At 71.3% G+C, this 22,009-nt stretch carries 24 protein-coding genes; 17 read left to right on the forward strand and 7 right to left on the reverse strand.

Features of this window, described 5'->3' with window-relative positions; all coding sequences use genetic code 11:
* Window positions 1-6: 6 nt before the first annotated feature.
* A complete protein-coding gene (locus E4F61_RS08800; protein WP_133479296.1) occupies window positions 7-372 on the forward strand; it encodes a histidine triad nucleotide-binding protein in 366 nt (121 codons plus the stop codon).
* 74 nt (window positions 373-446) lie between these two features.
* Here the strand turns inward: E4F61_RS08800 and E4F61_RS08805 are convergent, their stop codons facing one another.
* The 4 genes from E4F61_RS08805 to E4F61_RS08820 are packed head-to-tail and all read right to left on the reverse strand — an operon-like array spanning window position 447 to window position 4,807.
* On the reverse strand, window positions 447-932 hold the full coding sequence (locus E4F61_RS08805; RefSeq protein WP_133479297.1) for a Slp family lipoprotein: 486 nt from the start codon (window positions 930-932) through the stop codon (window positions 447-449).
* Window positions 933-967: 35 nt separating this feature from the next.
* Window positions 968-2,911 carry a transglutaminase TgpA family protein gene (locus E4F61_RS08810; protein WP_133479298.1) on the reverse strand — a complete coding sequence of 648 codons (1,944 nt, stop codon included), beginning with the start codon at window positions 2,909-2,911 and terminating at the stop codon, window positions 968-970.
* Window positions 2,904-3,860: a DUF58 domain-containing protein gene (locus tag E4F61_RS08815; protein WP_202908972.1), complete on the reverse strand. Its 957-nt coding sequence runs from the start codon at window positions 3,858-3,860 to the stop codon at window positions 2,904-2,906. The genes E4F61_RS08810 and E4F61_RS08815 overlap by 8 nt, the downstream gene beginning before the upstream one ends.
* Window positions 3,857-4,807 carry an AAA family ATPase gene (locus E4F61_RS08820; protein ID WP_338016005.1) on the reverse strand — a complete coding sequence of 317 codons (951 nt, stop codon included), beginning with the start codon at window positions 4,805-4,807 and terminating at the stop codon, window positions 3,857-3,859. The genes E4F61_RS08815 and E4F61_RS08820 overlap by 4 nt, the downstream gene beginning before the upstream one ends.
* Window positions 4,808-4,870: 63 nt before the next feature.
* Here E4F61_RS08820 and E4F61_RS08825 point away from each other — a divergent pair, with 63 nt between their 5' ends.
* Entirely contained in the window at window positions 4,871-6,724 is a 1,854-nt protein-coding gene (locus tag E4F61_RS08825) for an ArnT family glycosyltransferase (RefSeq protein ID WP_238382863.1), read from the forward strand.
* A gap of 3 nt (window positions 6,725-6,727) precedes the next feature.
* On the opposite strand, the gene E4F61_RS08830 is transcribed toward E4F61_RS08825, so the two are convergent.
* Window positions 6,728-7,309, reverse strand: coding sequence for a Maf family protein (locus E4F61_RS08830; RefSeq protein WP_238382864.1), 582 nt, complete (start codon window positions 7,307-7,309; stop codon window positions 6,728-6,730).
* Window positions 7,302-7,667, reverse strand: a complete 366-nt coding sequence (locus tag E4F61_RS08835) for a hypothetical protein (protein ID WP_133479302.1) — start codon at window positions 7,665-7,667, stop codon at window positions 7,302-7,304. Before E4F61_RS08835 ends, E4F61_RS08830 begins: the two co-directional genes overlap by 8 nt.
* 116 nt (window positions 7,668-7,783) lie before the next feature.
* Here E4F61_RS08835 and E4F61_RS08840 point away from each other — a divergent pair, with 116 nt between their 5' ends.
* The 13 genes from E4F61_RS08840 (at window position 7,784) to E4F61_RS08900 (ending at window position 18,776) form a co-directional block, all read left to right on the forward strand.
* Window positions 7,784-8,314, forward strand: coding sequence for a YceD family protein (locus tag E4F61_RS08840; protein WP_133479303.1), 531 nt, complete (start codon window positions 7,784-7,786; stop codon window positions 8,312-8,314).
* Window positions 8,315-8,431: 117 nt separating this feature from the next.
* On the forward strand, window positions 8,432-8,626 hold the full coding sequence (rpmF, locus tag E4F61_RS08845; protein ID WP_133479304.1) for a 50S ribosomal protein L32: 195 nt from the start codon (window positions 8,432-8,434) through the stop codon (window positions 8,624-8,626).
* A gap of 182 nt (window positions 8,627-8,808) precedes the next feature.
* Window positions 8,809-9,789, forward strand: a complete 981-nt coding sequence (locus E4F61_RS08850) for a beta-ketoacyl-ACP synthase III (RefSeq protein ID WP_133479305.1) — start codon at window positions 8,809-8,811, stop codon at window positions 9,787-9,789.
* A gap of 163 nt (window positions 9,790-9,952) precedes the next feature.
* Window positions 9,953-10,897 carry an ACP S-malonyltransferase gene (fabD, locus tag E4F61_RS08855; RefSeq protein ID WP_133479306.1) on the forward strand — a complete coding sequence of 315 codons (945 nt, stop codon included), beginning with the start codon at window positions 9,953-9,955 and terminating at the stop codon, window positions 10,895-10,897.
* An 84-nt stretch (window positions 10,898-10,981) separates the two neighbouring features.
* Complete coding sequence (gene fabG, locus E4F61_RS08860) at window positions 10,982-11,725, forward strand: 3-oxoacyl-ACP reductase FabG (RefSeq protein WP_133479307.1); 744 nt, start codon at window positions 10,982-10,984, stop codon at window positions 11,723-11,725.
* A 120-nt stretch (window positions 11,726-11,845) separates the two neighbouring features.
* Window positions 11,846-12,085 carry an acyl carrier protein gene (gene acpP, locus E4F61_RS08865; RefSeq protein ID WP_133479308.1) on the forward strand — a complete coding sequence of 80 codons (240 nt, stop codon included), beginning with the start codon at window positions 11,846-11,848 and terminating at the stop codon, window positions 12,083-12,085.
* 156 nt (window positions 12,086-12,241) lie between these two features.
* Window positions 12,242-13,480 (forward strand): beta-ketoacyl-ACP synthase II, encoded by a 1,239-nt coding sequence (gene fabF / locus E4F61_RS08870; protein ID WP_133479309.1) that lies wholly within the window; start codon window positions 12,242-12,244, stop codon window positions 13,478-13,480.
* A 126-nt stretch (window positions 13,481-13,606) separates the two neighbouring features.
* The gene (locus E4F61_RS08875) at window positions 13,607-14,956 is read left to right on the forward strand and encodes an aminodeoxychorismate synthase component I (protein ID WP_133479310.1); all 1,350 of its coding nucleotides are present in this window, start codon (window positions 13,607-13,609) and stop codon (window positions 14,954-14,956) included.
* Entirely contained in the window at window positions 14,956-15,771 is an 816-nt protein-coding gene (gene pabC, locus E4F61_RS08880) for an aminodeoxychorismate lyase (protein WP_133479311.1), read from the forward strand. The genes E4F61_RS08875 and pabC overlap by 1 nt, the downstream gene beginning before the upstream one ends.
* Complete coding sequence (gene mltG / locus E4F61_RS08885; RefSeq protein ID WP_238382865.1) at window positions 15,768-16,817, forward strand: endolytic transglycosylase MltG; 1,050 nt, start codon at window positions 15,768-15,770, stop codon at window positions 16,815-16,817. The genes pabC and mltG overlap by 4 nt, the downstream gene beginning before the upstream one ends.
* Window positions 16,814-17,461: a dTMP kinase gene (gene tmk / locus E4F61_RS08890; RefSeq protein WP_133479312.1), complete on the forward strand. Its 648-nt coding sequence runs from the start codon at window positions 16,814-16,816 to the stop codon at window positions 17,459-17,461. The genes mltG and tmk overlap by 4 nt, the downstream gene beginning before the upstream one ends.
* Window positions 17,458-18,420: a DNA polymerase III subunit delta' gene (locus tag E4F61_RS08895; protein ID WP_133479313.1), complete on the forward strand. Its 963-nt coding sequence runs from the start codon at window positions 17,458-17,460 to the stop codon at window positions 18,418-18,420. The genes tmk and E4F61_RS08895 overlap by 4 nt, the downstream gene beginning before the upstream one ends.
* Window positions 18,417-18,776 carry a PilZ domain-containing protein gene (locus E4F61_RS08900; protein WP_133479314.1) on the forward strand — a complete coding sequence of 120 codons (360 nt, stop codon included), beginning with the start codon at window positions 18,417-18,419 and terminating at the stop codon, window positions 18,774-18,776. The genes E4F61_RS08895 and E4F61_RS08900 overlap by 4 nt, the downstream gene beginning before the upstream one ends.
* A 90-nt stretch (window positions 18,777-18,866) precedes the next feature.
* On the opposite strand, the gene E4F61_RS08905 is transcribed toward E4F61_RS08900, so the two are convergent.
* Window positions 18,867-20,927 carry a 3-hydroxyacyl-CoA dehydrogenase NAD-binding domain-containing protein gene (locus tag E4F61_RS08905; RefSeq protein ID WP_133479315.1) on the reverse strand — a complete coding sequence of 687 codons (2,061 nt, stop codon included), beginning with the start codon at window positions 20,925-20,927 and terminating at the stop codon, window positions 18,867-18,869.
* Between the two features lie 204 nt (window positions 20,928-21,131).
* On the opposite strand from E4F61_RS08905, the gene rpoE reads away from it, so the two are divergent.
* Both rpoE and E4F61_RS08915 read left to right on the forward strand, forming a co-directional pair.
* Complete coding sequence (rpoE, locus tag E4F61_RS08910) at window positions 21,132-21,761, forward strand: RNA polymerase sigma factor RpoE (RefSeq protein WP_133479319.1); 630 nt, start codon at window positions 21,132-21,134, stop codon at window positions 21,759-21,761.
* A partial coding sequence (locus E4F61_RS08915) for a sigma-E factor negative regulatory protein (RefSeq protein ID WP_162301458.1) occupies window positions 21,758-22,009 on the forward strand: 252 nt, incomplete at its 3' end. The genes rpoE and E4F61_RS08915, both read left to right, overlap by 4 nt.

Consider the following 22,009-nt stretch of genomic DNA (forward strand, 5'->3'; position numbering starts at 1 on the left):
GACCGCATGAGCGAACAGGACACGACCCTTTTCGGCAAGATCATCCGTCGCGAGATCCCGGCGGACATCGTGTTCGAGAACGATGAGCTGATCGCCTTCCGCGACATCGCGCCCTCGGCACCCGTGCACGTGCTCTTCGTGCCGAAGACGCCGATCGCGTCGCTCGACGCCGCCACGCCGGATCACGCCGCGCTGCTGGGGCGCCTGATGATCGCCGCGGCCGAGTACGCGCGTTCGGAAGGCTTCGCGGAGGACGGCTATCGCGTCGTCATGAACTGCGGGCGTGATGCGGGGCAGACGGTGTTCCAGGTCCACCTGCATCTGCTCGCGGGTGCGCCGCTCGGCGGCTTCGGGGCACGCCACGCGCACTGACCGCTTTTTTGGGCACGCAGAATGCAGAAGCCCGCCGATCGGCGGGCTTCGTGCATCGAGCGCTCAGGCGCCGATCACCACCAGCCCCACCACGGCCACGGCGCCGGACGCTCGATCACGTCCACGCGCTGGCGCACCGGCCACAGGTAGACGACGTCGGCCGCGAGACGCGGCAGGCGGTAGTCGTACTGCCCGATGCGACGCGTGTCGTAACCCTCGACGCGGCCGGTGAAGGTGACCTCGCGGTTCTTCTCGAACACCGCCGGGTCGTAGAAGCCCGTGCGGCAGGCGATGAAGCGTCCGCCCACGTCGTCGCTGGCCCAGTACGGGCGGCCCGATACGTCCAGCCGCGTCGAGATCATCTGGAAGCAGGTGCGGTTCGGCTGCGGCTCGACTTCGACGATGCGGCCACCCCAGCGCACGACGGCGCCGGTGCTGTCGCGCTCCACGGCCTCGCGCGGGGTGATCGGGGTGAACTGCCCCTGCAGGGGCTGCGGTGCGGTCGCGCACGCGGCCAGCGAGGCGGCGAGTGCGACGACGAGCAGGGTCTTCGAATTCATACGGCCTCCGGACGGGAGCGCGTCCAGCGCGGGATTCAGGACGGCCGGTGGCGACCGAGATCGCGCACCAGCCGACGTGCGGACGCTCCGTCCGCGACACCGGCAGCGTAACGCGCCGCCGTGAAGCGGGCGGCGAGATCGCGCAGTTCGACCGCGTCCGGGCCGCGCGCTTTCGAGATCCGTTCAGCCCACGTCGTCGCCGGTTCATGCGGGGCACGCCCCAGCCCGCGGCGGGCGTAGCGCCGATCGAGGCGGTGCCACGCGCGCAGAACGGGGTCGCGGTCGCGCGGACCGCGCAGGCCGAGCCAGACCATCAGGCCCAGCGCCAGCGACGAGACGGCGCCGAACAGCAGTGCGAGGTGCGTGGGGTCCATGCGGCGAAGGCCCAGCGGCGAGAAGAGCCGCGACTGCCGGTCGGCGTCGAAGCCCAGCACCATGTCGTTCCAGTTCGTCCGCAGCCAGTCGCCGACCTGGCCCAATCCGCCGGGAGCCTGCAGCGTCTCGAACAGGCCGCCCTCGGCCATCGGGACGTCGAGGGTGTCGTAGACGTTCTCGGGCGCCACCGCCGCCGTCGGATCCACGCGCACCCAGCCGCGGCCCTGCAGCCAGACCTCCGTCCAGGCGTGCGCGTCCATGCGGCGGATCATCCAGTAGCCGCCGAGGCGGTTCCATGTCCCGCCGACGTAACCCGTGACCACGCGCGTCGGGATGCCGGCGGCGCGCATGAGCAGCGTGAACGCGCCGGCGAAATGCTCGCAGTAGCCGGTGCGCGTGCGGAACAGGAAGTCGTCCATCGCGTCGCGGCCCAGCACGGGCGCCGAGATCGAATAGGCGAAGTCGCGATGGATCCAGTCGAGCGCGTAGTCGACGATCCTGCGGTCGTCGCGCAGCCTCGCGCGCAGCTCGCGGCCGAGCGCGACCGTGCGCGGATCGTGCCCGGACGGCAGCGCGAGCCCACGGAGGCGCTGCGACGCGTCGAGCACCGCGTCGAACGATTGCGGCTGCGCCGAGGTCATTGTCCAACGCGTGAGCGCGGCCATGGGGCGCGTCGTTCGCAGGCTGTAGTCGGACGTTGCGCGCGCGCCGTCGGGCACCGACAGCGGCAGGTCGAGCGCGACCAGCTGGGTGCGATCGGTCGGCTCCACGTCGAGCGTGTAGGTCCAGCGCCGCGTCGAGGGCACGAACGACGGCGGACGGGGCTCGCCGCCGCGGCCGCGGCGCCAGGTGCGACCGTCGAACTCCCATAACACGGGGCCGCGCCAGTACATGGCGGACTTCGGCGGCGTCGGGCCGATGAAGCGGGCGCGTGCGGCGACGCTGTCGTCGGCCAGCAGGTCGACCCAGTCGCCGGGCGACATGGTGTCGGAGAGTCCGACCTTGGCCTGCGCGCGCCCCGGCACGCCCCACAGCGGCGTGGCGATGCGCGGGAACAGCCAGAAGATGGCGAAGGCCAGCGGAAGGCCGAGCAGCAGCAATCGCAGCGCGTGCTGGAACGGCAGGATGAAGCGCTCGGGCGGCATGCCGCCTTCGACGGCTGCGAGCCGCTGCAGGACGCCGAGCGCCAGCATCGCGCCGGTCAGGCCGAGCGCCAGCGACCACGGCCCCTGGTCGAGCAGGAAGGTGGAGAACGGCGCGAACAGCGCGAATCCGACCAGGCTGCGCGCATCGCGCAGGCTCGAGGTTTCGGACGGCTTGAGCGCGAGCATCGCCCCCAGCAGCGCACAGCCCGTGTCGCGGCCGAACTCGAAGCGGAACTGCGCACTCACGGCGACGACGATCGCGACCGCGAGCACGCCGCGCAGCAAGTTGGAGAGCGGTCGCCGCCAGGACAGTCCGGTGATGACGAGTGCGGTCGCGGCGATCGCGAGCGACGTCGGCCCGGGCAACTGCAGCAGCAGCGGCGCGAGGCAGACGGCCGCGACGAGCAGCGCCCAGCGGCGACTCGCCTCGTCGAGTGGCGGCGCGGCGTGCTCAGCCATCGGGCATCAGTGCGAGCGCGCGCAGGCAGGCATGCCGATGCGCGGGACCGCGATCGGGCCCGATCGGCGGCTGCGCCGGCAGCGTGAGGCGGTAGCGGCGGCCGTCGCGTTCGGCATCCTCGACCCAGCGCGCCAGCCGGGCGATCCGTGCCTCGTGCGCCACGCCGTGCAGCTCGCGCCAGTCGAGGTCGATGTCGGTGCCGGCCGGCTGCTCGAACTCGCGCACGAGCAAGGCCCCGCGTCGCGCCGACGGCTTCCATGCGATGGCGCGGCGCGAATCGCCGGTGCGGTAGTTGCGCAGGTGGTGCACGTCGTCGCCCGCGGCCTGCAGCCGCCGCGAGGCCGGGTCGCCGGAGCCGGCGGGTAGCGGCATCGCCACCGGATCCGGCGCGGGGTACACGAGCAGCGGCGTGTCCGGCCACGCGTAGGACCAGGCGCGCGCGATACCCAGCGGCCAGGTCGTCGACACGCGCAGCCGCGGCACGTCGATCCAGCCGCGGTGGCGGGTCGGAAGTTCGAGCACCGCTTCGCCCGCGCCACCGCGCATCGCGAGCCCCGCGGCCCCGCCGTCGTCGTAATCGACCTTCAGCCCCGAACGCGGACGGCGGTCGTCGACGCGCGCGTGCACGCGAAGGTGCAGGGGCTGGCCCGCGGGAACCGGCTCGGCGTCGACCGCGGTGATGGCGACCCCGCTGAGCTGCAGCTGCGCGGATACCAGGCTCGCCACCGCGGCGCCCGCGAGCAGGAACGCCATCAGCAGGGCGGGGTTGTTGTTGTAGTTGAGCGCGCCGACCGACATCACCGCGAGCAACGTGGCGAAGAACAGGCCGAACCGCGTGGGCAGGACGTAGATGCGGCGCCGGTCGAAGCGGATCGGCAGCGATTCCTGGCGGCGCGGCCGCGCCAGCGCGAGCAGACGCCGACGAAGGCCCCGCGTCGGTGCCATCAGTCCACCGGCACCGAATGCAGGATCGCCTTGGCGACCGCGCCGTCGCTGCCGGCATCGGCATCGACCACGAGGCGATGGGACGCGACATGGCAGAACAGCGCCTGCACATCTTCCGGCACCACGTGCAGGCGACCGAGCAGCAGCGCATGCGCACGCGAGGCCCGCAGCAGCGCCAGGCCCGCGCGCGGCGAGAGCCCCACGCGCACGCCCGGATGCCGGCGGCTGCGCGCCAGCAGCGCCTGCACGTAGGCGATCAGCGCATCGCTCGCGTGCACCTGCGCCACCGCCGCGCGCACGGCGTCGAATTCGCCGTCCGCGAAGCAGGGCATCACGTCGGCAATGAGGACGCGGCGGTCCGTGCCCGCCAGCAGTTCGCGTTCGGCGTCTTCGCCCGGGTACCCCAGAGACAGCCGCAGCAGGAAGCGGTCGAGCTGCGAATCCGGCAGCGGATAGGTGCCCGAGAGGTCGACCGGGTTCTGCGTGGCGATCACGAAGAACGGCGAGGGCAGGGCATGCGTGGTGCCGTCGATGGTGACCTGGTGCTCGGCCATCGCCTCGAGCAGCGCGCTCTGCGTGCGCGGCGGCGCGCGATTGATCTCGTCGGCCAGCAGCACCTGCGTGAACACCGGGCCCGGGTGGAACTCGAACGCCTGCCGCGCCGCGTCGAATACCGAGACGCCGAGGATGTCCGCCGGCAGCAGGTCGGAGGTGAACTGCACGCGCTGGAACTGCAGGCCCACCGTGGCGGCGAGCGCATGCGCCAGCGTGGTCTTGCCCAGTCCCGGCAGGTCCTCGATGAGGATGTGCCCGTCCGCGAGCAGTGCGACGAACGCGAGCCGCACCTCGTGCGACTTGCCGAGCAGCAGGGTGTTGACCTGCGTCTGCGCGCGGTCAAGGGCGTTGCGAAGGGGTTGCGATAGCATGCTCGCCGCCGTGCCCGAGGCCATGTCGTCTCCGCGCACTGGATTCCTGGCGGCATCGATGCCGCCGATCGAGTGTAGCGAGGTCGGATGAGGATGCAGTCGGAGCCCGGTGCGGCGCATGCGCGTCGCCTGTTCTGGGCGCTTTGGTCTGTCGTGCTGCTGGTGAAGCTCGTCGTGGCGGCGCGGTTGCCGCTGTTCGTGGACGAGGCCTTCTACTGGCAGGAAGGGCAGCACCTGGCCGCCGCGTATTCCGACCTGCCGGGCCTCACTGCGTGGATGACGCGGCTGGGCGTGGCGATCGGCGGCCAGCACCTGCTCGCCCTGCGGTTGCCGTTCCTCGCGGTGGCGGCACTGGTGCCGCTGCTGCTCGTGCGCATCACGCGCCGCACCTTCGGCGAGGCCGAGGCCTGGGTCGCCGGCACGTTCGCGCTGCTGCTGCCGCTCGCCGGAACCCTCGGCCTGCTCGCGGTGCCCGACGCGATGATGGCGCTCGCCACGCTGCTGTGCATGGACGCCGGCGCCTGCCTGCTGCGCCGCGTGGACGCGCTCCATGCGCTCGAACTCGCGCTCGGGCTCGCCCTCGGTGCGCTCAGCCACTACCGGTTCATCGCGGTGATCGCCGTCGGTTTTGTCGCGTTGCTCGCGTTGCCGGAGGGTCGCCGCGTGCTGAAGGACGCACGCGTGCTGATCGCCATCGCGCTGGGCGCCGCCGCCTGGACCCCGCTGGTGTGGTGGAACTACGACAACGCCGATGCCGGCCTGCGCTTCCAGCTCGTCGATCGCCACCCGTGGGCGTTCCATGCGAGCGGGCTGTGGTTCATCGCGATCCAGGCCTTGCTGGTGACGCCGCTGCTGTTCGTCGGCCTGCTGCGCGCGGGGCGCGAGGAGCTCCGCAGCCCGCTGCTGAGCGCACGCTGGTTCGCGCTGCTGGGCCTGCTCGTGATCGCCGGCTTCTTCGCGCTGGGCTTCTTCGCCGACACCGAGCGCGTGAGCTTCCACTGGCCGCTCCCCGGCTACCTCGCGCTGATCCCGCTCCTGCCTCGTCTGCTGGGGACGGCTGCGCCCTGGCTGCGCCGCGCCACCGCCGCTGTCGCCGGTGTCGGGCTCGTGGTCGTGCTCGGCTATTACGTCGCGGTTTCGCTGCCGGACGTGCGGGCGCGGTCCGCGGCGGAGAAGTGGTACCCGGCCAATTTCGCCGGCTGGGACGAGGCGGCCCACGCCGTCCGCGACGAGTTGCGCACCCTGCCGGCTGGAACGCGCGTCGTCGCCGACAACTTCAAGCTCGGCGCCGAGCTCGGCTTCGCGCTCGACGATCCGCGCATCGCGGTACTCGACCATCCGCTCAACCGTAAGCACGGCCGCGCACCGCAGCTGCACCTGTGGGGCCTGGACGCGGATCCGCGCGCGCTGGTCGAGCAGGGCCCGGTGCTTCTCGCGGTCGGCGTCAGCGAGGTCGAATTCAAGCACCTGCACCGGCGCTATCTGGAACTATGCCGGCGCGTCGGTCCGTTGCCCGCGCCGCGGATACTCAACGTCGACCATGGGCGCCAGCGGCTCGCGCTGTTCCGCATCGAGCGGCCCACGAACGGCGCCTGCACCGCGCCCGCGCTGGCGTGGATCGACCGGCCTGCCGCGGGGGCGACCGTCGGCCCCCGCTTCGAGGTCACCGGCTGGGCGTTCCGCCAGGGCGTCGGCCTCGCGCGCGTCGAAGCCACGCTCGACGGTCGCGTGGTCGCGGCGCTGAAGTACGGGCTGCCCTACGAAGGGCTCGACGCGTCGTGGCCGGGGCTCGCCGATCCGAACGCGCCGCGACTGGGCTTCCGTGGCGCCGTCGACGCCACCGGCGTCTCGCCCGGGCGCCACTGGCTCGGCCTGCGCCTGCACGGACTCGACGGCGCGGTCGAGGCATGGCCGGAAGTCCCGGTGGACATCCGCCGCTGAATCTCAGGGCAGGTCGAACCCCGCCGCGCGCAGCAGCCGCGCGGTGGCGATCAGTGGCAGTCCGACCAGCCCCGTCGGATCCTCCGTCTCGATCGCATCGAACAGCGCGATGCCCAGGCCTTCGGACTTGAAGCTGCCGGCGCAGTCGAGCGGTCGCTCGGCAGCGACGTAGCGCTCGATCTCGACCGCGGTGAGCGCGCGGAAGCGCACGACGGTGCGATCCACGTGCAGCCCGATCTCGGACTCGCCGCGCATCACGCAGAGCGCCGTCAGGAACTCCACGCTCTTCCCGGACATCGCCGCGAGCTGCTCGCAGGCGCGCTCCGGCACGCCGGGTTTGCCGAGCACGCGCCCGTCGAACGCCGCGAGCTGGTCCGAGCCGATCACGCAGTCGTCGGGCCGCGCCCGCGCGACGGCCGCGGCCTTGGCGCGGGCGAGGCGCACCACGAGATCGCCGGGCGCCTCATCGCGCAGCGGTGTTTCGTCGACCCCGGGCGCCGCGCAGTCGAAGGGCACACCCAGGCGCGACAGCAGTTCGCGGCGGTAGCGCGAGGTCGACGCCAGTACCAGCGCCGCGTCAGTCACGCGGCAGCCTCGCTTCCTCGATGCGCATGAGCTGCTGGTCGATGCGGACGCGCGCCTCGTGGATCGCGTCGCGCACCTCGGCCAGCTGGGCGGGCGTGGCGCCGTCCCCATGGTCGCGGAGCCACAGCCGCTGGCGCAGCATCTCCCGCATCGCGTCGCCGACCGGATTGGGGCCGTGGTCGCCCGCCACCGCCTCGATTTCGGCACGGGCGATGCGCAGGCGGTCCTCCAGCGCGTCGGCCGCGTCCAGCACCTCGCGCACCGCGCGCTGGTGGGGTGACATGCGGCGGGGGCGGCGCAACAGGACGAAGGCGACGGCGGCCACCAGGGCGGCCAGGAGCAGGGCGACGGCGGTCACGAAGGTCTCCGGATCGGTCCCGCAGTCTGCCGCGCGCCATGTCGACGCGGCAATGCGGGGTGGCGACGGCCCGCGGTTTGACACGTCCGGGCCGGCTCCCTACCATTTCGCGCCTTATGTCCTCGGAATCGTCCCGCTCGCCGGTCCCCGAGACCCTGGACGCGTGGCGCCAGGTGACGGCTCGCCGTGGGATCGAGGGCCGGGTTCCGTTGGCCTCGCTGCGCCGGCTTTCGAGCCTGCTCGACGGGCCTGAAGGGGACGTCCGCTTCTCTCTGGATTTCGACCGCGACGAGTTCGGCATCGCGTATGTCGAGGTCCAGGCGGACGCCGAACTGCCGCTGGTCTGCCAGCGCACGCTCGAGCGTTTCATGATGCCGGTCCGCATCGACCAGCGCATGGGCCTGATCCGGGACGAAACGGAGGAGGCCGGGCTGCCGCCCGGTTACGAGGCGTTGCTGGTCGATCCCAGCGGTGAGCTCGGTACGCTCGACCTGGTCGAGGACGAACTGATCCTCGCCGTGCCGGTCGTCCCGGTGCGGCCGGGCAGCGAAGCGGTCGAGCAGGAGTGGGGAACCGACGAGGTCGTCGAGGCTGAAAAGCCGAATCCATTCGCCGCGCTCGCCGCGCTGAAGAAGAAGCCGGAGTAGCCCACGGGCTCACGCAACCCCGCCAGTGGCTTCGGCCGCCGGGCTGGGCGATAATTTCCTTCTTTCGGCCAGGGCCGCCATGCCCGACGCCGCCACACGTTTCACCGGAGCACCCCGATGGCTGTCCAGAAGTCCCGCGTTTCCCCCTCCCGCCGTGGCATGCGCCGCGCCCACGACGCGCTGAGCCCGAAGCAGCTGGCGACCGACCCGACGACCGGCGAGACGCACCTGCGCCACCACGTCACGGCCGACGGCTACTACCGCGGCAAGAAGGTCATCGAGACCCGTTCGAAGGTCGTCGACGAGGAGTGATCACCCGGCGCGCAAGCGCCCGGTGACATTCGCGCCGTCGGCCTGTCCCCGGCGCGGACCGCGGGTCGATCCCGCGACACGATCGATGCGACCTCCGGGTCGCATCGCCGTTTTTCAGGCCGCCGTACATACGGCGGCGTCCGCGGCGCGCCACGCGACCGCGGCCATCGGCGAGGCAGGGGATGACCCAGCAAGTTTTCGCGCGCATCGCGGGCACCGGCAGCTACCTGCCGGAAAAGGTCCTCACCAACAGCGATCTCGCCCAGTTCGTCGAGACCAGTGACGAATGGATCGCCAGCCGCACCGGCATCCGCGAGCGGCACGTCGCGGCGGAAGGCGAAACCACCTGCGACCTGGCTTTCCACGCCGCCACGCGCGCGATGGAAGCCGCGGGCGTCACCGCGGCGGACCTGGACCTGATCATCCTCGGCACGACCACGCCCGACATCATCTTTCCGTCGACCGCGTGCCTGCTGCAGAACCGGCTCGGCGCGCTCGGCGTGCCCGCGTTCGACGTCAATGCCGCGTGCTCGGGCTTCGTGTACGCGCTGACGGTGGCCGACAAGTTCATCCGCTCGGGTGCCGCGAAGACCGCGCTCGTGGTGGGCGCGGAAACGCTGACGCGCATGCTCGACTGGTCGGACCGCTCGACCTGCGTGCTGTTCGGCGACGGGGCCGGGGCCGTGGTGCTCAAGGCCGACTCCGAGACCGGCATCCTGAGCACCCACCTGCATGCGGACGGGAGCAAGAAGGAACTGCTGTACAACCCGGTCGGGGTGTCGGCGGGCTTCAAGCCCGATGAGCACAACGCCGGCGTGCGCGTGATGATGACCGGCAACGACGTCTTCAAGTACGCCGTGAAGGCGCTGGATTCGGTGGTCGAGGAAACGCTCGAGGCGAACGGCCTCGATCGCCACGACATCGACTGGCTGATCCCGCACCAGGCCAACCTGCGCATCATTGAGGCGACCGCCAAGCGCCTCGACATGCCGATGGAGCGCGTCATCGTGACCGTCGACCGGCACGGCAACACGTCGTCCGGCTCGGTGCCGCTGGCGCTCGACGAGGCGGTACGTTCCGGTCGCGTGCAGCGCGGCCAGCTGCTGTTGCTGGAGGCGTTCGGCGGCGGCTTCACCTGGGGCAGCGCGCTCATCCGCTACTGAACGCCCGACGCTGGTCTGCCCGACGCCCGCCGCTCGCACCGGCGGGCGTTCGCGTTTCTGCGGCAAACGGCCGTGGTACGCGCCGATCGGCGGCGTACGCCGGAGTACAGACAGCCCGGAGGCTTCGTCCGTATCATGGCGCGCCACACATCGGGCTCGCCGCGTGACCGCAACGCAACTCGCATTCGTTTTCCCCGGCCAGGGTTCGCAGTCGCTGGGCATGCTGGCCGACCTCGCGGCGATCGATCCGATCGTGCAGGCGACCTTTGCCGAAGCGAGCGAAGGCGCAGGTGTCGACCTGTGGCGGATCAGCCAGGACGGCCCGGACACGGATCTCAACAGCACCGAGTTCACGCAGCCCGCGTTGCTGGCGGCCGGTGTCGCCGTGTGGCGGCTCTGGAGCTCGCGCGGCGGCGAGGCGCCCGGGCAGCTCGCCGGTCACAGCCTCGGCGAATACAGCGCGCTGGTCGCCGCGGGCGCGCTTCCGCTGGCCGACGCCGCGCGCCTCGTGCGCCTGCGCGGCCAACTGATGCAGGCGGCCGCGCCCACCGGCACCGGTGCGATGGCCGCCGTGCTCGGCGCCGACGACGCGCTCGTGCAGGAAGTCTGCGAGGCGTGCAGCGGTCGCGAGGTCGTGGTGCCCGCCAATTTCAACTCGCCGGGGCAGATCGTCATCGGCGGCCACGCGGACGCGGTGGACCGCGCGCTGACCATGCTGGCCGAGCGGGGCGTGCGCAAGGCGGTGAAGCTGGCGGTCAGCGTGCCCTCGCACACGCCGTTGATGCGCGAGGCCGCCAATCGCCTCGCCGAGGCGATGAACAGCCTGCCCTGGTCCGCGCCGCAGCTTCCGGTCGTGCAGAACGTGGATGCCGAGGTGCGCGACGACATCGCCTCGATCCGCGATGCACTGGTGCGCCAGCTCTACCTGCCGGTCCAGTGGACGCGCTGCGTGGAGGCGCTGGTGGCGCGCGGGGCGACGCGTATCGCCGAATGCGGCCCGGGCAAGGTGCTGACGGGCCTGGTCAAGCGCATCGACAAGTCGGTGGACGCGCGCGCGCTCGGCACTGCCGCCGACCTCGACGCAGCGCTCGCCGAGTGGCGTCGCTGACAGGACATTGATCGCCGACGCCGTCGCGGCTGCCGCGCCGGCGCCGGTCGGCCGCCGGGCGCGGCCTTGAAACGGAGAGACGGAATGACGGAAGCACTCAAGGGCGAGATCGCGCTGGTCACCGGCGCCACGCGTGGCATCGGCGCGGCGATCGCGGACGAACTCGCCGCGCAGGGAGCCGTCGTAATCGGCACCGCGACCAGCGAATCCGGCGCGGCGTCGATCGGCGAACGCCTGGCCGCGAAGGGCGGCCAGGGGCGCGTGCTAAACGTGACCGAGCCCGGCGCGATCGAAGCGCTGATCGACGCCATCGCCAAGGACATCGGCCCGGTGTCGATCCTCGTCAACAATGCCGGCATCACGCGCGACAACCTGCTGATGCGCATGAAGGACGAGGACTGGCAGGCGATCCTCGACACCAATCTCACCAGCGTCTACCGCTCCTGCAAGGCGGTGATGCGCGGCATGATGAAGGCGCGCAAGGGCCGCATCGTCAACATCGCCTCGGTGATCGGCGTGACCGGCAACGCGGGGCAGTCCAACTACGCCGCGGCGAAGGCGGGCATCATCGCCTTCAGCAAGTCGCTCGCGCGCGAGATCGGCTCGCGAGGCGTCACGGTCAACGTGGTGGCGCCGGGCTTCATCGACACCGACATGACGCGCGGCCTGCCGGACGAGGCCAAGGCGGGCATGCTCGACCAGATCGCGCTGGGCCGCCTCGGCGAGCCGGCCGACATCGCGCGCGCGGTGGCCTTCCTGGCCGGCCCGAACGCGAGCTACATCACCGGCGAAACGCTGCACGTCAACGGCGGCATGTACATGCCCTGAGGCGACGGCCGGCCCCGGCCCAACGACTTTTTCACGCGGTACCGGCCGCTATACTCCGGCCCGCCGCGATTCATTTAGACTTGTCCATCGAAGATCCCGTCCCGGGAGGAGTGAGACCCAATGAGCAGCATCGAAGAGCGCGTCAAGAAGATCGTCGTCGAACAGCTCGGCGTGAAGGAAGAAGACGTCACCACCAATGCTTCGTTCGTCGATGACCTGGGCGCCGACTCGCTCGATACGGTCGAGCTCGTGATGGCGCTCGAAGAAGAGTTCGAGTGCGAGATCCCGGACGAAGAGGCCGAGAAGATCACGACCGTGCAGCAGGCCATCGACTACGTGAAGTCGCACGTCAAGGCGTAACCGCTGCAATGGCGTCGGGAGGCCGTGGCGCTCCCGACGTCCGCGAAACACCGACGGGGCCGCATTGCGGCCCCGTGCTTTTGAGCCATCCCATGCGGCGACGTATCGCCGCGCCAACGCCCACCGGCGCGGCCGGTGCAGTTCGAGGTCCAGGTCATGTCCAAGCGTCGCGTCGTCGTCACCGGTCTCGGAATCGTCTCCCCGCTGGGCAACGACCTGGCGACGACGTGGGACGGCATCGTCAACGGGCGTTCGGGCATCGGCCCGATCACGCACTTCGACACTACCAACTTCACCACCAAGATCGCCGGTGAAGTGCGCGACTTCGATGTCACCAAGTGGGTGAACCCGAAGGACGCGAAGAAGATGGACCCGTTCATTCATTACGGCGTCGGCGCATCGCTGATGGCGCTGGAGGATTCGGGCCTCGTCATCGACGATACCAACGCCGAGCGCGTCGGCGCGCTGATTGGCTCGGGCATCGGGGGCATCCTCGGCATCGAGGAAACGGCGATCAAGTACCACGAGGGCGGCCCGCGCAAGATCTCGCCGTTCTACGTGCCCAGCACGATCATCAACATGCTGCCGGGGCAGGTCTCGCTGCTCACCGGCATGAAGGGCCCCAATTTCTCGGCCGTGTCGGCCTGCGCCACGTCGAACCATTCGATCGGCATGGCGATGCGCATGATCCAGTACGGCGACGCCGACGTCATGATCGCCGGCGGCGGCGAGCGTGGCTCGTCGCCGACGTCGGTCGGCGGCTTCTGCTCGATGAAGGCGATGAGCACGCGCAACGACGATCCGACGCGTGCCTCGCGCCCGTGGGACACCGAGCGCGACGGCTTCGTGCTGGGCGACGGCGCCGGCATCCTGGTGCTCGAGGAGTACGAACATGCCAAGGCCCGCGGGGCGCGCATCTACTGCGAGCTCGCCGGCTTCGGTGCCACGTCCGACGCGTTCCACATGACGGCCCCGAGCGAGGACGGCGAAGGCGCCGCCCGTTGCATGGAAATGGCGCTGCGCGACGCCGGCGTGTCGCCGGAGCAGGTCGGCTACGTCAACGCGCACGGCACGTCGACGCCGCTGGGCGATCTCGCCGAGACGATGGCGATCAAGCGCGCGCTCGGCGACCACGCCTACCGCACGATGGTCAGCTCGACCAAGTCGATGACCGGCCATCTGCTGGGCGCCGCCGGCGGCGTCGAGGCCATTTTCTCGGTGATGGCGATGCACACGGGCGTCATTCCGCCGACGATCAACCTGGACAACGCGTCGGAAGGCTGCGACCTCGACTACGTGCCGAACATGGCGCGCGAGGCGAAGGTCGACGCGGTGGTGTCCAACGGCTTCGGCTTCGGCGGCACCAACGGCACGCTGGTGTTCCGCCGCGTCTGATCCGCGCCCGCGCCGTGGACGGGCCCGCCCGCGAGGCGGGCTCGTGCGTTCAGGCGCATGCCTGCGCCCGCCTTCGCAGGCCCGTCGAGCGGTGATAATCGCGCTCCGGTCGCCACCTCCGCCCGCATGACGTCCCCGACCCCCGTCCGACGCGCGCTGACCGGCGCGGGCGACCTTCTGGACCTGCACCGCCTCGCGCCTTCGCGCTACCCCGTGCTGCTCGAATCGAGCGCGTCGGGGACGCGCATCGGCCGCCGAGACCTGCTGCTCGCGGCTCATGGCGAGCGGCTCGTGCTGGGCCGCGACGGCGAGGTGCGCGACGCGGCCGGATGCAAGGTCGGCACGGAGTTCTTCGCGGCGCTGGACGAGGCGTTCGCGCGTTCGCGCAGCGATCGATCCTCCGTGGCCGGCGGCTGGGCGCTGCTGATCGGTTACGAGGCCGCCGCACAGGTGGAACCGGTGTTGCGCCTGCCTGACGCGCCCGGCTCGCTGCCGGTCGCGGTCGCCGTGCGCGTCGGCGGCGCGCTCGAACACGACCGCGAGACCCGCCAGGCCACATTGGATGCGATCGACGCCGCGACCGCGGACCGGATCGAGCGCGACATCGCCGACGCGGCGCGGCTGCACGCGCTGTCCGCGTGGACGCCGCCCGCGGCCGTGCTCGAGGACGAGCCGGCGCGTTTCACCGACGGCGTCCGCCGGATCCTCGACTACCTGGCCGCGGGCGACGTGTTCCAGGCCAACCTCTCGCGCGGATGGACCGCGCGTTTCGATGGGGACGTCGACCCGGCCGCGCTGTTCGCGCAGCTGCGACGCAACAATCCGGCGCCGTTCGCGGGGCTGTTCGCCACGGACAGCGGGACGGTGGTGAGTGCGTCGCCTGAGCGGCTGGTGTCGGTGCAGGGCGACCTCGTCCAGACGCGACCCATCGCCGGTACGCGTCCCCGCGTGCCCGGTGACGACGACGCCGGCCGCATCCGCGAGCTCGTCGGCCATCCGAAGGAACGCGCGGAGCACGTGATGCTCATCGACCTCGAACGCAACGACCTGGGACGCGTGTGCCGGCCCGGCACGGTGGAGGTCGACGAACTGATGAGCGTCGAGAGCTACGCGCACGTGCACCACATCGTGAGCAACGTGCGCGGCCGACTGCGCGCGGGCGTCACCCCGGGCGAGGTGATCCGCGCGGTGTTCCCCGGCGGCACGATCACCGGCTGCCCGAAGGTGCGCTGCATGCAGATCATCGCCGAGCTGGAAGGCGTCGGCCGGGGCATCTACACCGGCGCGATGGGCTGGCTCGCGCCGAACGGCGACATGGACCTGAACATCCTGATCCGCAGCGCGGAAGTCGAACGCGAGGCCGTGCGCTTCCGCACCGGCGCCGGCATCGTCGCGGACTCCGATCCGCAGCGCGAGCTCGACGAGACGCGCGCCAAGGCACGCGGCATGCTGCGCGCGCTCGGCGTCGACGGCTGATGGACGCGCGCATCTTCCGCGGAAACGACCAGGTGGATGCGCTGTCGCCGCTCGATCGGGGCCTCGCCTATGGCGACGGGCTGTTCGAGACGATGCGGGTCTGGCGCGGCGACGTGCCGTGGTGGGACCGCCACTGGGCGCGGCTGACGCGGGGCGCCGATGCGCTCGGCATCGCCCTTCCGGACGAGGGGCGCGTGCGCGAGGCGCTGGCCGCGACGCTCGACGGCGCCGACGGCGTCGCCAAGCTGCTCGTCACGCGTGGCGAGGGTGCGCGCGGCTACGCGGCGTCTGCCGGCCCCGCGACGTGGTTGCTGTCGCGCCACGAAGCGCCCTCGCGGCGCGACCGCATCGTCGTCCGCTGGTGCGCGACGCGCCTTGCGGTCCAGCCCCGGCTCGCCGGCCTGAAGCATTGCAACCGGCTCGAGCAGGTCCTCGCTCGATCGGAATGGCCGGCGGGCGAGGGCGCCGACGACGGCCTGATGGTCGACGCCGACGGCGACGTCGCCAGCGCCATCGCCGGCAACGTGTTCATCCTGTCGCAGGGCCGCTGGCGCACCCCCCGGCTCGATCGCTGCGGCGTCCACGGGGTCATGCGCGGCTGGGCGATGGCCGTCCTCGATGCCGACGAGGCGCGGCTGTCCCCATCGGACGTCGAAGCCGCGGACGCGTTGTTCGTCTGCAATGCCGTGCGCGGTATCCTCGAAGTCGAGCGGCTCGGCGACCTCGCGTGGTCGCCGCATCCGCAGGTCGCGGCGCTGCGGCACCGCCTCGCGTCCGACCATCCCGCCTTCGCCCCGAATCCGGAGACGCCGTGAGCCGTCCGCGCAAGCGCCGAACAGGTTGTTTCACCCTGCTGCTGCTCGCCGCGATCGTCGCGGTGCTGGCGTTCGCCTGGTTCCGCTACGACACCTTCGCGGACGCGCCCATGCGCGGCGTGCGCCCCGGCGCGAGCGTCGTCGTGCGGCCGGGCCACTCGCTGCCCACCGTGCTGCGCAGCCTGCAGGCCGCCGGCGTGCAGGGCTCCACGCTGGAATGGACCGCGCTCGCGCGCCAGCTCGGCGCCGCAGGCCGCCTGCAGGTCGGTGAATACCGCCTCGAGCCCGGCATGACGCCGCGCGAGCTGCTCATCGACATGCGCGACGGCCGCGTGGTGCAGCACAAGGTCACGATCGTCGAAGGCTGGAACATCCGCGACGTCCGCGCCGCGCTGGCCAAGGCCGAGCCGCTGGTGCACGACGCGGCCAAGCTGGACGACGCGGCGCTCATGGCGAAGCTCGGCCATCCGGGCCAGCACCCGGAGGGCCGCTTCCTGCCCGAGACGTACGTGTTCACGCGCGGCGACAGCGAGATCGACGTGCTGGGGCGCGCGTACAAGGCGATGCAGAAGGCGCTCGATGCCGCGTGGCGCTCGCGCCGCGCCGACACGGTGCTGAAGACGCCGGACGAGATGCTCACGCTGGCATCGATCGTCGAGAAGGAAACCGGCATCGCCGAGGAGCGGCCCGCCATCGCGGGCCTGTTCGAGCGCCGGCTGAAGCTCGGCATGTTGCTGCAGACCGATCCCACGGTGATCTACGGCATGGGCACCGCCTACGCCGGCAACATCCGCAAGGCCGACCTGCAGGCCGACACGCCGTACAACACGTACACGCGCGCCGGCCTGCCGCCGACGCCGATCGCGATGCCGGGCGTCGCGTCGCTCCAGGCCGTCGCGAACCCCGCGCAGGGCGATGCGCTCTACTTCGTCGCGGTGGGGGACGGCAGCGGTCGCCACCTCTTCGCCAAGAGCCTCGCCGAGCACCAGCAGAACGTGCAGAAGTACCTGGCCAACTACCGCGCGGCGCAGGCGACGCGTCAATGAGCGAGGCGGCGGTGTTGCGTCGCGAGCCGCGGCTGGTCACGCTCGAAGGCGGCGAGGGCGCGGGCAAGTCCACCGTGCTGGCCGCGCTGCGCGGTGAACTCGAGCGCGACGGTCGCGTCACCTGCACGCGCGAGCCGGGCGGAACGCCGTTGGCGGAGCAGATCCGCGAGCTGCTGCTCGACCCGTCGCACGAGCCGCCCTGCGATCGCACCGAGCTGCTGCTGATGTTCGCGTCGCGCGCGCAGCTCGTCGCGCAGGTGATCGCGCCGGCGCTCGAGCGCGGCGAGTGGGTGCTGAGCGATCGCTTCACCGACGCCAGCCATGCCTATCAGGGCGGCGGACGCGGCTGCGATCCGCGGCTCATCGATCTGCTCGAGCGCGAATTCGTCGGCATCGCGCCGGGCCTGACGCTGCTGCTCGACGTGCCGGTCGACGTCGGGCTCGCACGCGCGCGCGGTCGCGGCGGACCGGACCGGATCGAGTCCGAGCGCGTGGAATTCTTCGAACGCGTCCGGGCGGCCTACCTGGCGCGGGCGGCGGCGGATCCGTCGCGCTTCGTCGTGATCGATGCGACGCGTCCGCCGGACGATGTCGCGGCGCGCGCGGTCGAAGCGCTGCGTCGCCATCGCGCGCGGCTCGCATGACGGTACTCGCGCCCTGGCAGTCGCGCATCTATGCGCAGCTCGCCGCGACGCTCGACGCGGGGCGCCTCGGCCATGCCCAACTGTTCTGCGGGCCGGCGCACCTGGGCAAGCGCGATGTCGCCATGCGCCTGGCGCGCCGCGTGCTTTGCGAGACGCCCGTGGGCACCGACGCCTGCGGCGCCTGCCGCAGCTGCCGCCTGCTGGAGGCCGGCACGCATCCGGACTACCGGTTCGTCAGCTTCATCCCCAACCGCGAGGGCACGAAGCTGCGCACGGAGATCGTGATCGACCAGATGCGCGAGCTGTCGACGCAGCTGTCGCTCACGCCGCAGTTCGGGCGCGCGCAGGTCGCCATCGTGGATCCCGCGGATGCGATCAACCACGCGGCCGCGAACGCGTTGCTCAAGACGTTGGAAGAGCCGGTGCCGGGCCGCTACCTGTGGCTCGTGACGGCCCACCCGGCGCGGCTGTCGGCGACGATCCGCAGCCGATGCCAGCGCGTCGAGTTCCGCCTGCCGCCCCTGGACGAGGCGCGCGCATGGCTGCTCGCGCAGGGCCATGCGGCGACCGACGTCGACGAGGCACTGCAGGCCGCGCACGGCCACCCCGGCCTCGCCGACGCATGGCTGCGCAGCGGTGGGCTCGACGTGCGCCGCCGCGTCGCCGCCGACCTGCAGAAGCTGGCGCGCAGCGAGGCCACCGCGCAGGAAATCGCCCAGCAGTGGGCCGGCGACGAGCAGGCGGACCTGCGCCTGCGGCATGCGGCCGATCTCGTGGTCGAGCGCGCCCGCGGCTTGACCGACCCCCGCGCCGCGCGCAGTCTGGCCACCTGGTTCGACAAGGCGAACCGCAGTCGCGAGCTGCTGCGGACCACCGTCCGCGCGGACCTCGTGCTGATGGAACTGTTGACGGCCTGGTGCGCGGCGACGCGCGCAGGCCAGGAGATCCGCGAGCGATGAGTGCAACCCCGGGCGGTGCGCGGCAGGGCATCCTGTCGCTGGTCCTGAAGGACAAGAACCAGCTCTACCAGGCGTACATGCCGTTCCTGAAGGGCGGCGGGATCTTCGTCCCCACGCCCAAGCGGTACACGCTGGGCGACGAGGTCTTCCTGCTGGTCACGCTGCCCGAATCGGGCGAGCGCTTGCCGGTGGCCGGGAAGGTCGTCTGGTTGACGCCGGTGGGTGCGCAGGGCGGTCATCCCGCCGGCATCGGCGTGCAGTTTCCGGAAACGCCGGAGGGCGAGGCCGTGAAGGGCAGGATCGAGACCCTGCTGGCCGGCCTGCTCTCCAGCGATCGCACGACGCACACGATGTAACCCTGCGCCACCTCGCGTGGGCGAGGAACACGCATACGCGCCGCTGGGCGCAGGTCCCTCGAGATCGGGCGCCCGAAGGCGCCCTCGCGGTCAGCCCCGCAGGGCCGGATGGTCCCAACCCGGGCGCGGCGCGAAACGTGCACCGTGGCGCGCCTCGAGCTGGCGCAACCGCTGCAGCAGCAGGTCGACGCCGGTTTCGCGGATGTACTGGATCGGGCCGCCGCGGAACGGCGCGAAGCCGGTGCCGAAGATGACGCCGGCATCAAGCAGGTCGGGATCGGCAACGACGCCGTCGTGCAGGCAGGCCACGGCCTCGTTGAGCAGCGGCAGGATCAGGCGGTCCTCCAGATCGTCCGGCGCCTTGTAGCCCTGCGGCACCTCGGGTTTCACCGGCTTGCCGTTCTCCCACTTGTAGATGCCCTGGCCGTCCTTCTTGCCGCGCCGGCCGGGCTCCGGCGGCGTGGCAAGCGCGGCCGGGATCGGCAGTCCGAGAAACGGCGCGAGTTCGTGCCCGACACCGGCAGCGACGTCGAGGCCCACGGTATCGACGAGTTCGATCGGCCCCATCGGCATGCCGAATTTCACGGCGGCCCTGTCGATCAGCGGCGCGGGAATGCCTTCGGCATATGCGTTCGCGGCTTCGAGCATGTACGGGAACAGCACGCGGTTGACGAGGAAGCCCGGCGTGCCGGCCACCGGCACCGGGAACTTGTCGATCGCGCGGCAGAAGCCGGCCAGGCGCTGCTCGGTCAGCGGGTCCATGCCGTCGTGGCGGATGATCTCCACCAACGGCATCAGCGCGACCGGATTGAAGTAGTGCAGGCCGGCGAACTGCGCCGGGCGCGCGAGGCCTCCGCGCAGCTCGTCGAGCGGAATCGACGAGGTGTTGGTGGTCAGCAGTGCGTCGGTCTTCATGCGCGGCTCGACATCGCCGTACAGCGCACGCTTCGCATCGGGACGTTCGACGATCGCTTCGATCACGAGGTCCGCATCGGTGACACCGCTGCCCCCGACGTCGCCGCGCAGGCGCGCCGCTACGGCGGGCCGCTTGCTCTCGTCCTTGACGCGCTTGGCGAACAGCTCCGACGCCCGCTGCAGCGCGGCGTCGACGAAACGCTGCTCGCGGTCGGCGAGCGTCACCTCGAAGCCCTTGTAGGCCGACCACGCCGCGATGTCGCCGCCCATCACGCCCGCGCCGACGACGTGCACACGCTGTATGCCGTGATCCTTGATGCCCTGCGACTTCAGGCGTTCCTGCAGGAAGAACACGCGGATCAGGTTGCGCGCGGTCGGCGTCGACGACAGCTTGACCACGGCGCGGCGTTCGTTGGCGAGCAGCGCCTTCGTCGATCCGCCGCCGCGACGCCAGCTCTCGATCAGCGCGTAAGGCGCCGGGTAGTGGTCCTTGGGGGCCTTGCGTGCGACCTGCTTGGCGAGCGTCGGTGCGAGCACCTGTCGCGCCGGCCAGGTATTGCTCGCCCAAGCGAGGGCGCGCTGCTGGAACGGGCGCTCGGCGCCGCGCAGCGCCAGCTTCACCGCAGCGTCGACGAGTTCGCCGACCGGCACGACGCGATCGACCAGGCCCATCGCCTTGGCCGCCTTGCCGGTCACCGTACGGCCGGTGAGCATAAGGTCGAACGCGGCCGGCGCGCCGATGAGGCGTGGCAGGCGCACGCTGCCGCCCCAGCCCGGGAAGATGCCGAGCTTCACCTCGGGCAGGCCGATGCGCGTGGACGGATCGTCGCTGGCCACGCGGTAGCCGCAGGCCAGCGCGAGTTCGGTGCCGCCGCCCATGCAGAAGCCGTGGATCGCGGCGACGGTGCGGAAGGGCAGGTCGGCGATGCGCTGGAAGACGGTCTGGCCGCGCGCGATGGCGTCGCCCACCGTGCCGCGGCGATCGAACGTCTGGAATTCCTTGATGTCCGCACCGGCGATGAACCCGCTGGCCTTCGCCGAGCGGATCACAAGGCCCTTGGGCGGCTCCAGGCGCAGCCGCTCGAGGATGCCGTCGAGCTCGATCAGCACGTCCTGCGAGAACGTGTTCACGCCGGTCCCGGCCTTGTCGAAGGACAGGACGACGACGCCGTCGTCGCGGGATTCGGCGTGCCAGTTCAGCATCGGCAGGCCGTCGAAGCGGGAGGGGGCGCGCATCAGCAAACCATCCGATCACGTATGGAACATCCGGCTATCATCGGTAGGTTGTTTCACGTGCGTCAATCCGCGCCTCCGTCCGACCTCCTGCGCCTGTGGCCGCGGACGGTGAACTTTTCCGCGATGGCGTTGTCCCAATGCCCGGCGATGAGCGGGCGCGTACAGGAGTGCCGGCCCGACATGGCCGTAGAGGAAGGGTCTGCAATGGAGACCGGCCAGTCGCGGGAGTCGCCGCTGGACCGGGAGCTGGTCGAGCGCGTGCAGCGCGGCGACAGCGCCGCTTTCGACGTGCTGGTGCGCAAGTACCAGCATCGCGTGATCGGGCTGATCGGGCGCTACGTGCATGACTGGAGCGAATGCCAGGACATCGCCCAGGACGTCTTCATGCGCGCGTACCGCGCGCTGGGGAATTTCCGCGGCGATGCCCAGTTCTCCACCTGGTTGCACCGGATCGCCGTGAACACCGCCAAGAACCATCTCGTCGCACAGAACCGAAGGCCGCCGACCGACGACATCGACGTCATGGACGCCGAGCAGTTCGATCCGTCGTTCCGCCTTCGCGATACCGATACGCCGGAGCACGAGCTGCTTCGGCAGGAAGTGGAGCGCACGGTGATGGACGCCGTGAACCGGCTGCCCGGCGAGCTGCGCGACGCGATCACGCTGCGCGAGGTCGAAGGCCTCAGCTACGACGAGATCGCCGAGCGCATGGGTTGCCCGATCGGCACGGTGCGTTCGCGGATCTTCCGGGCGCGCGAGGCGATCGATGCGCAGCTCAAGCCTCTTCTCGACAACGAAGGCACGACGACAGGCACACGGGAGCGGCCGCGATGACGACTCATGACATCCCCGGGACCGACCGCGAGACGCTGAGCGCGTTGTTCGACGGCGCGCTGCAGGGCGATGCGCGCCGTTTCGCGGCGCGTCGCCTGGCGCACGACACCGGCTGGCAGGACGAATGCGGCCGCTGGCAACTGATCGGCGACGCGCTGCGTCGGCAGGCGCCGATCGCGGCGCCGGCGGACTTCGCCGCGCGCGTCGCGCGGGCCGTCGCCGCGGAAGCCGCGCCGGTCGCCGTGCCG

Origin of the sequence: Cognatilysobacter segetis (assembly GCF_004359965.1) — a bacterium.
GTDB classification, from domain to species: domain Bacteria; phylum Pseudomonadota; class Gammaproteobacteria; order Xanthomonadales; family Xanthomonadaceae; genus Cognatilysobacter; species Cognatilysobacter segetis.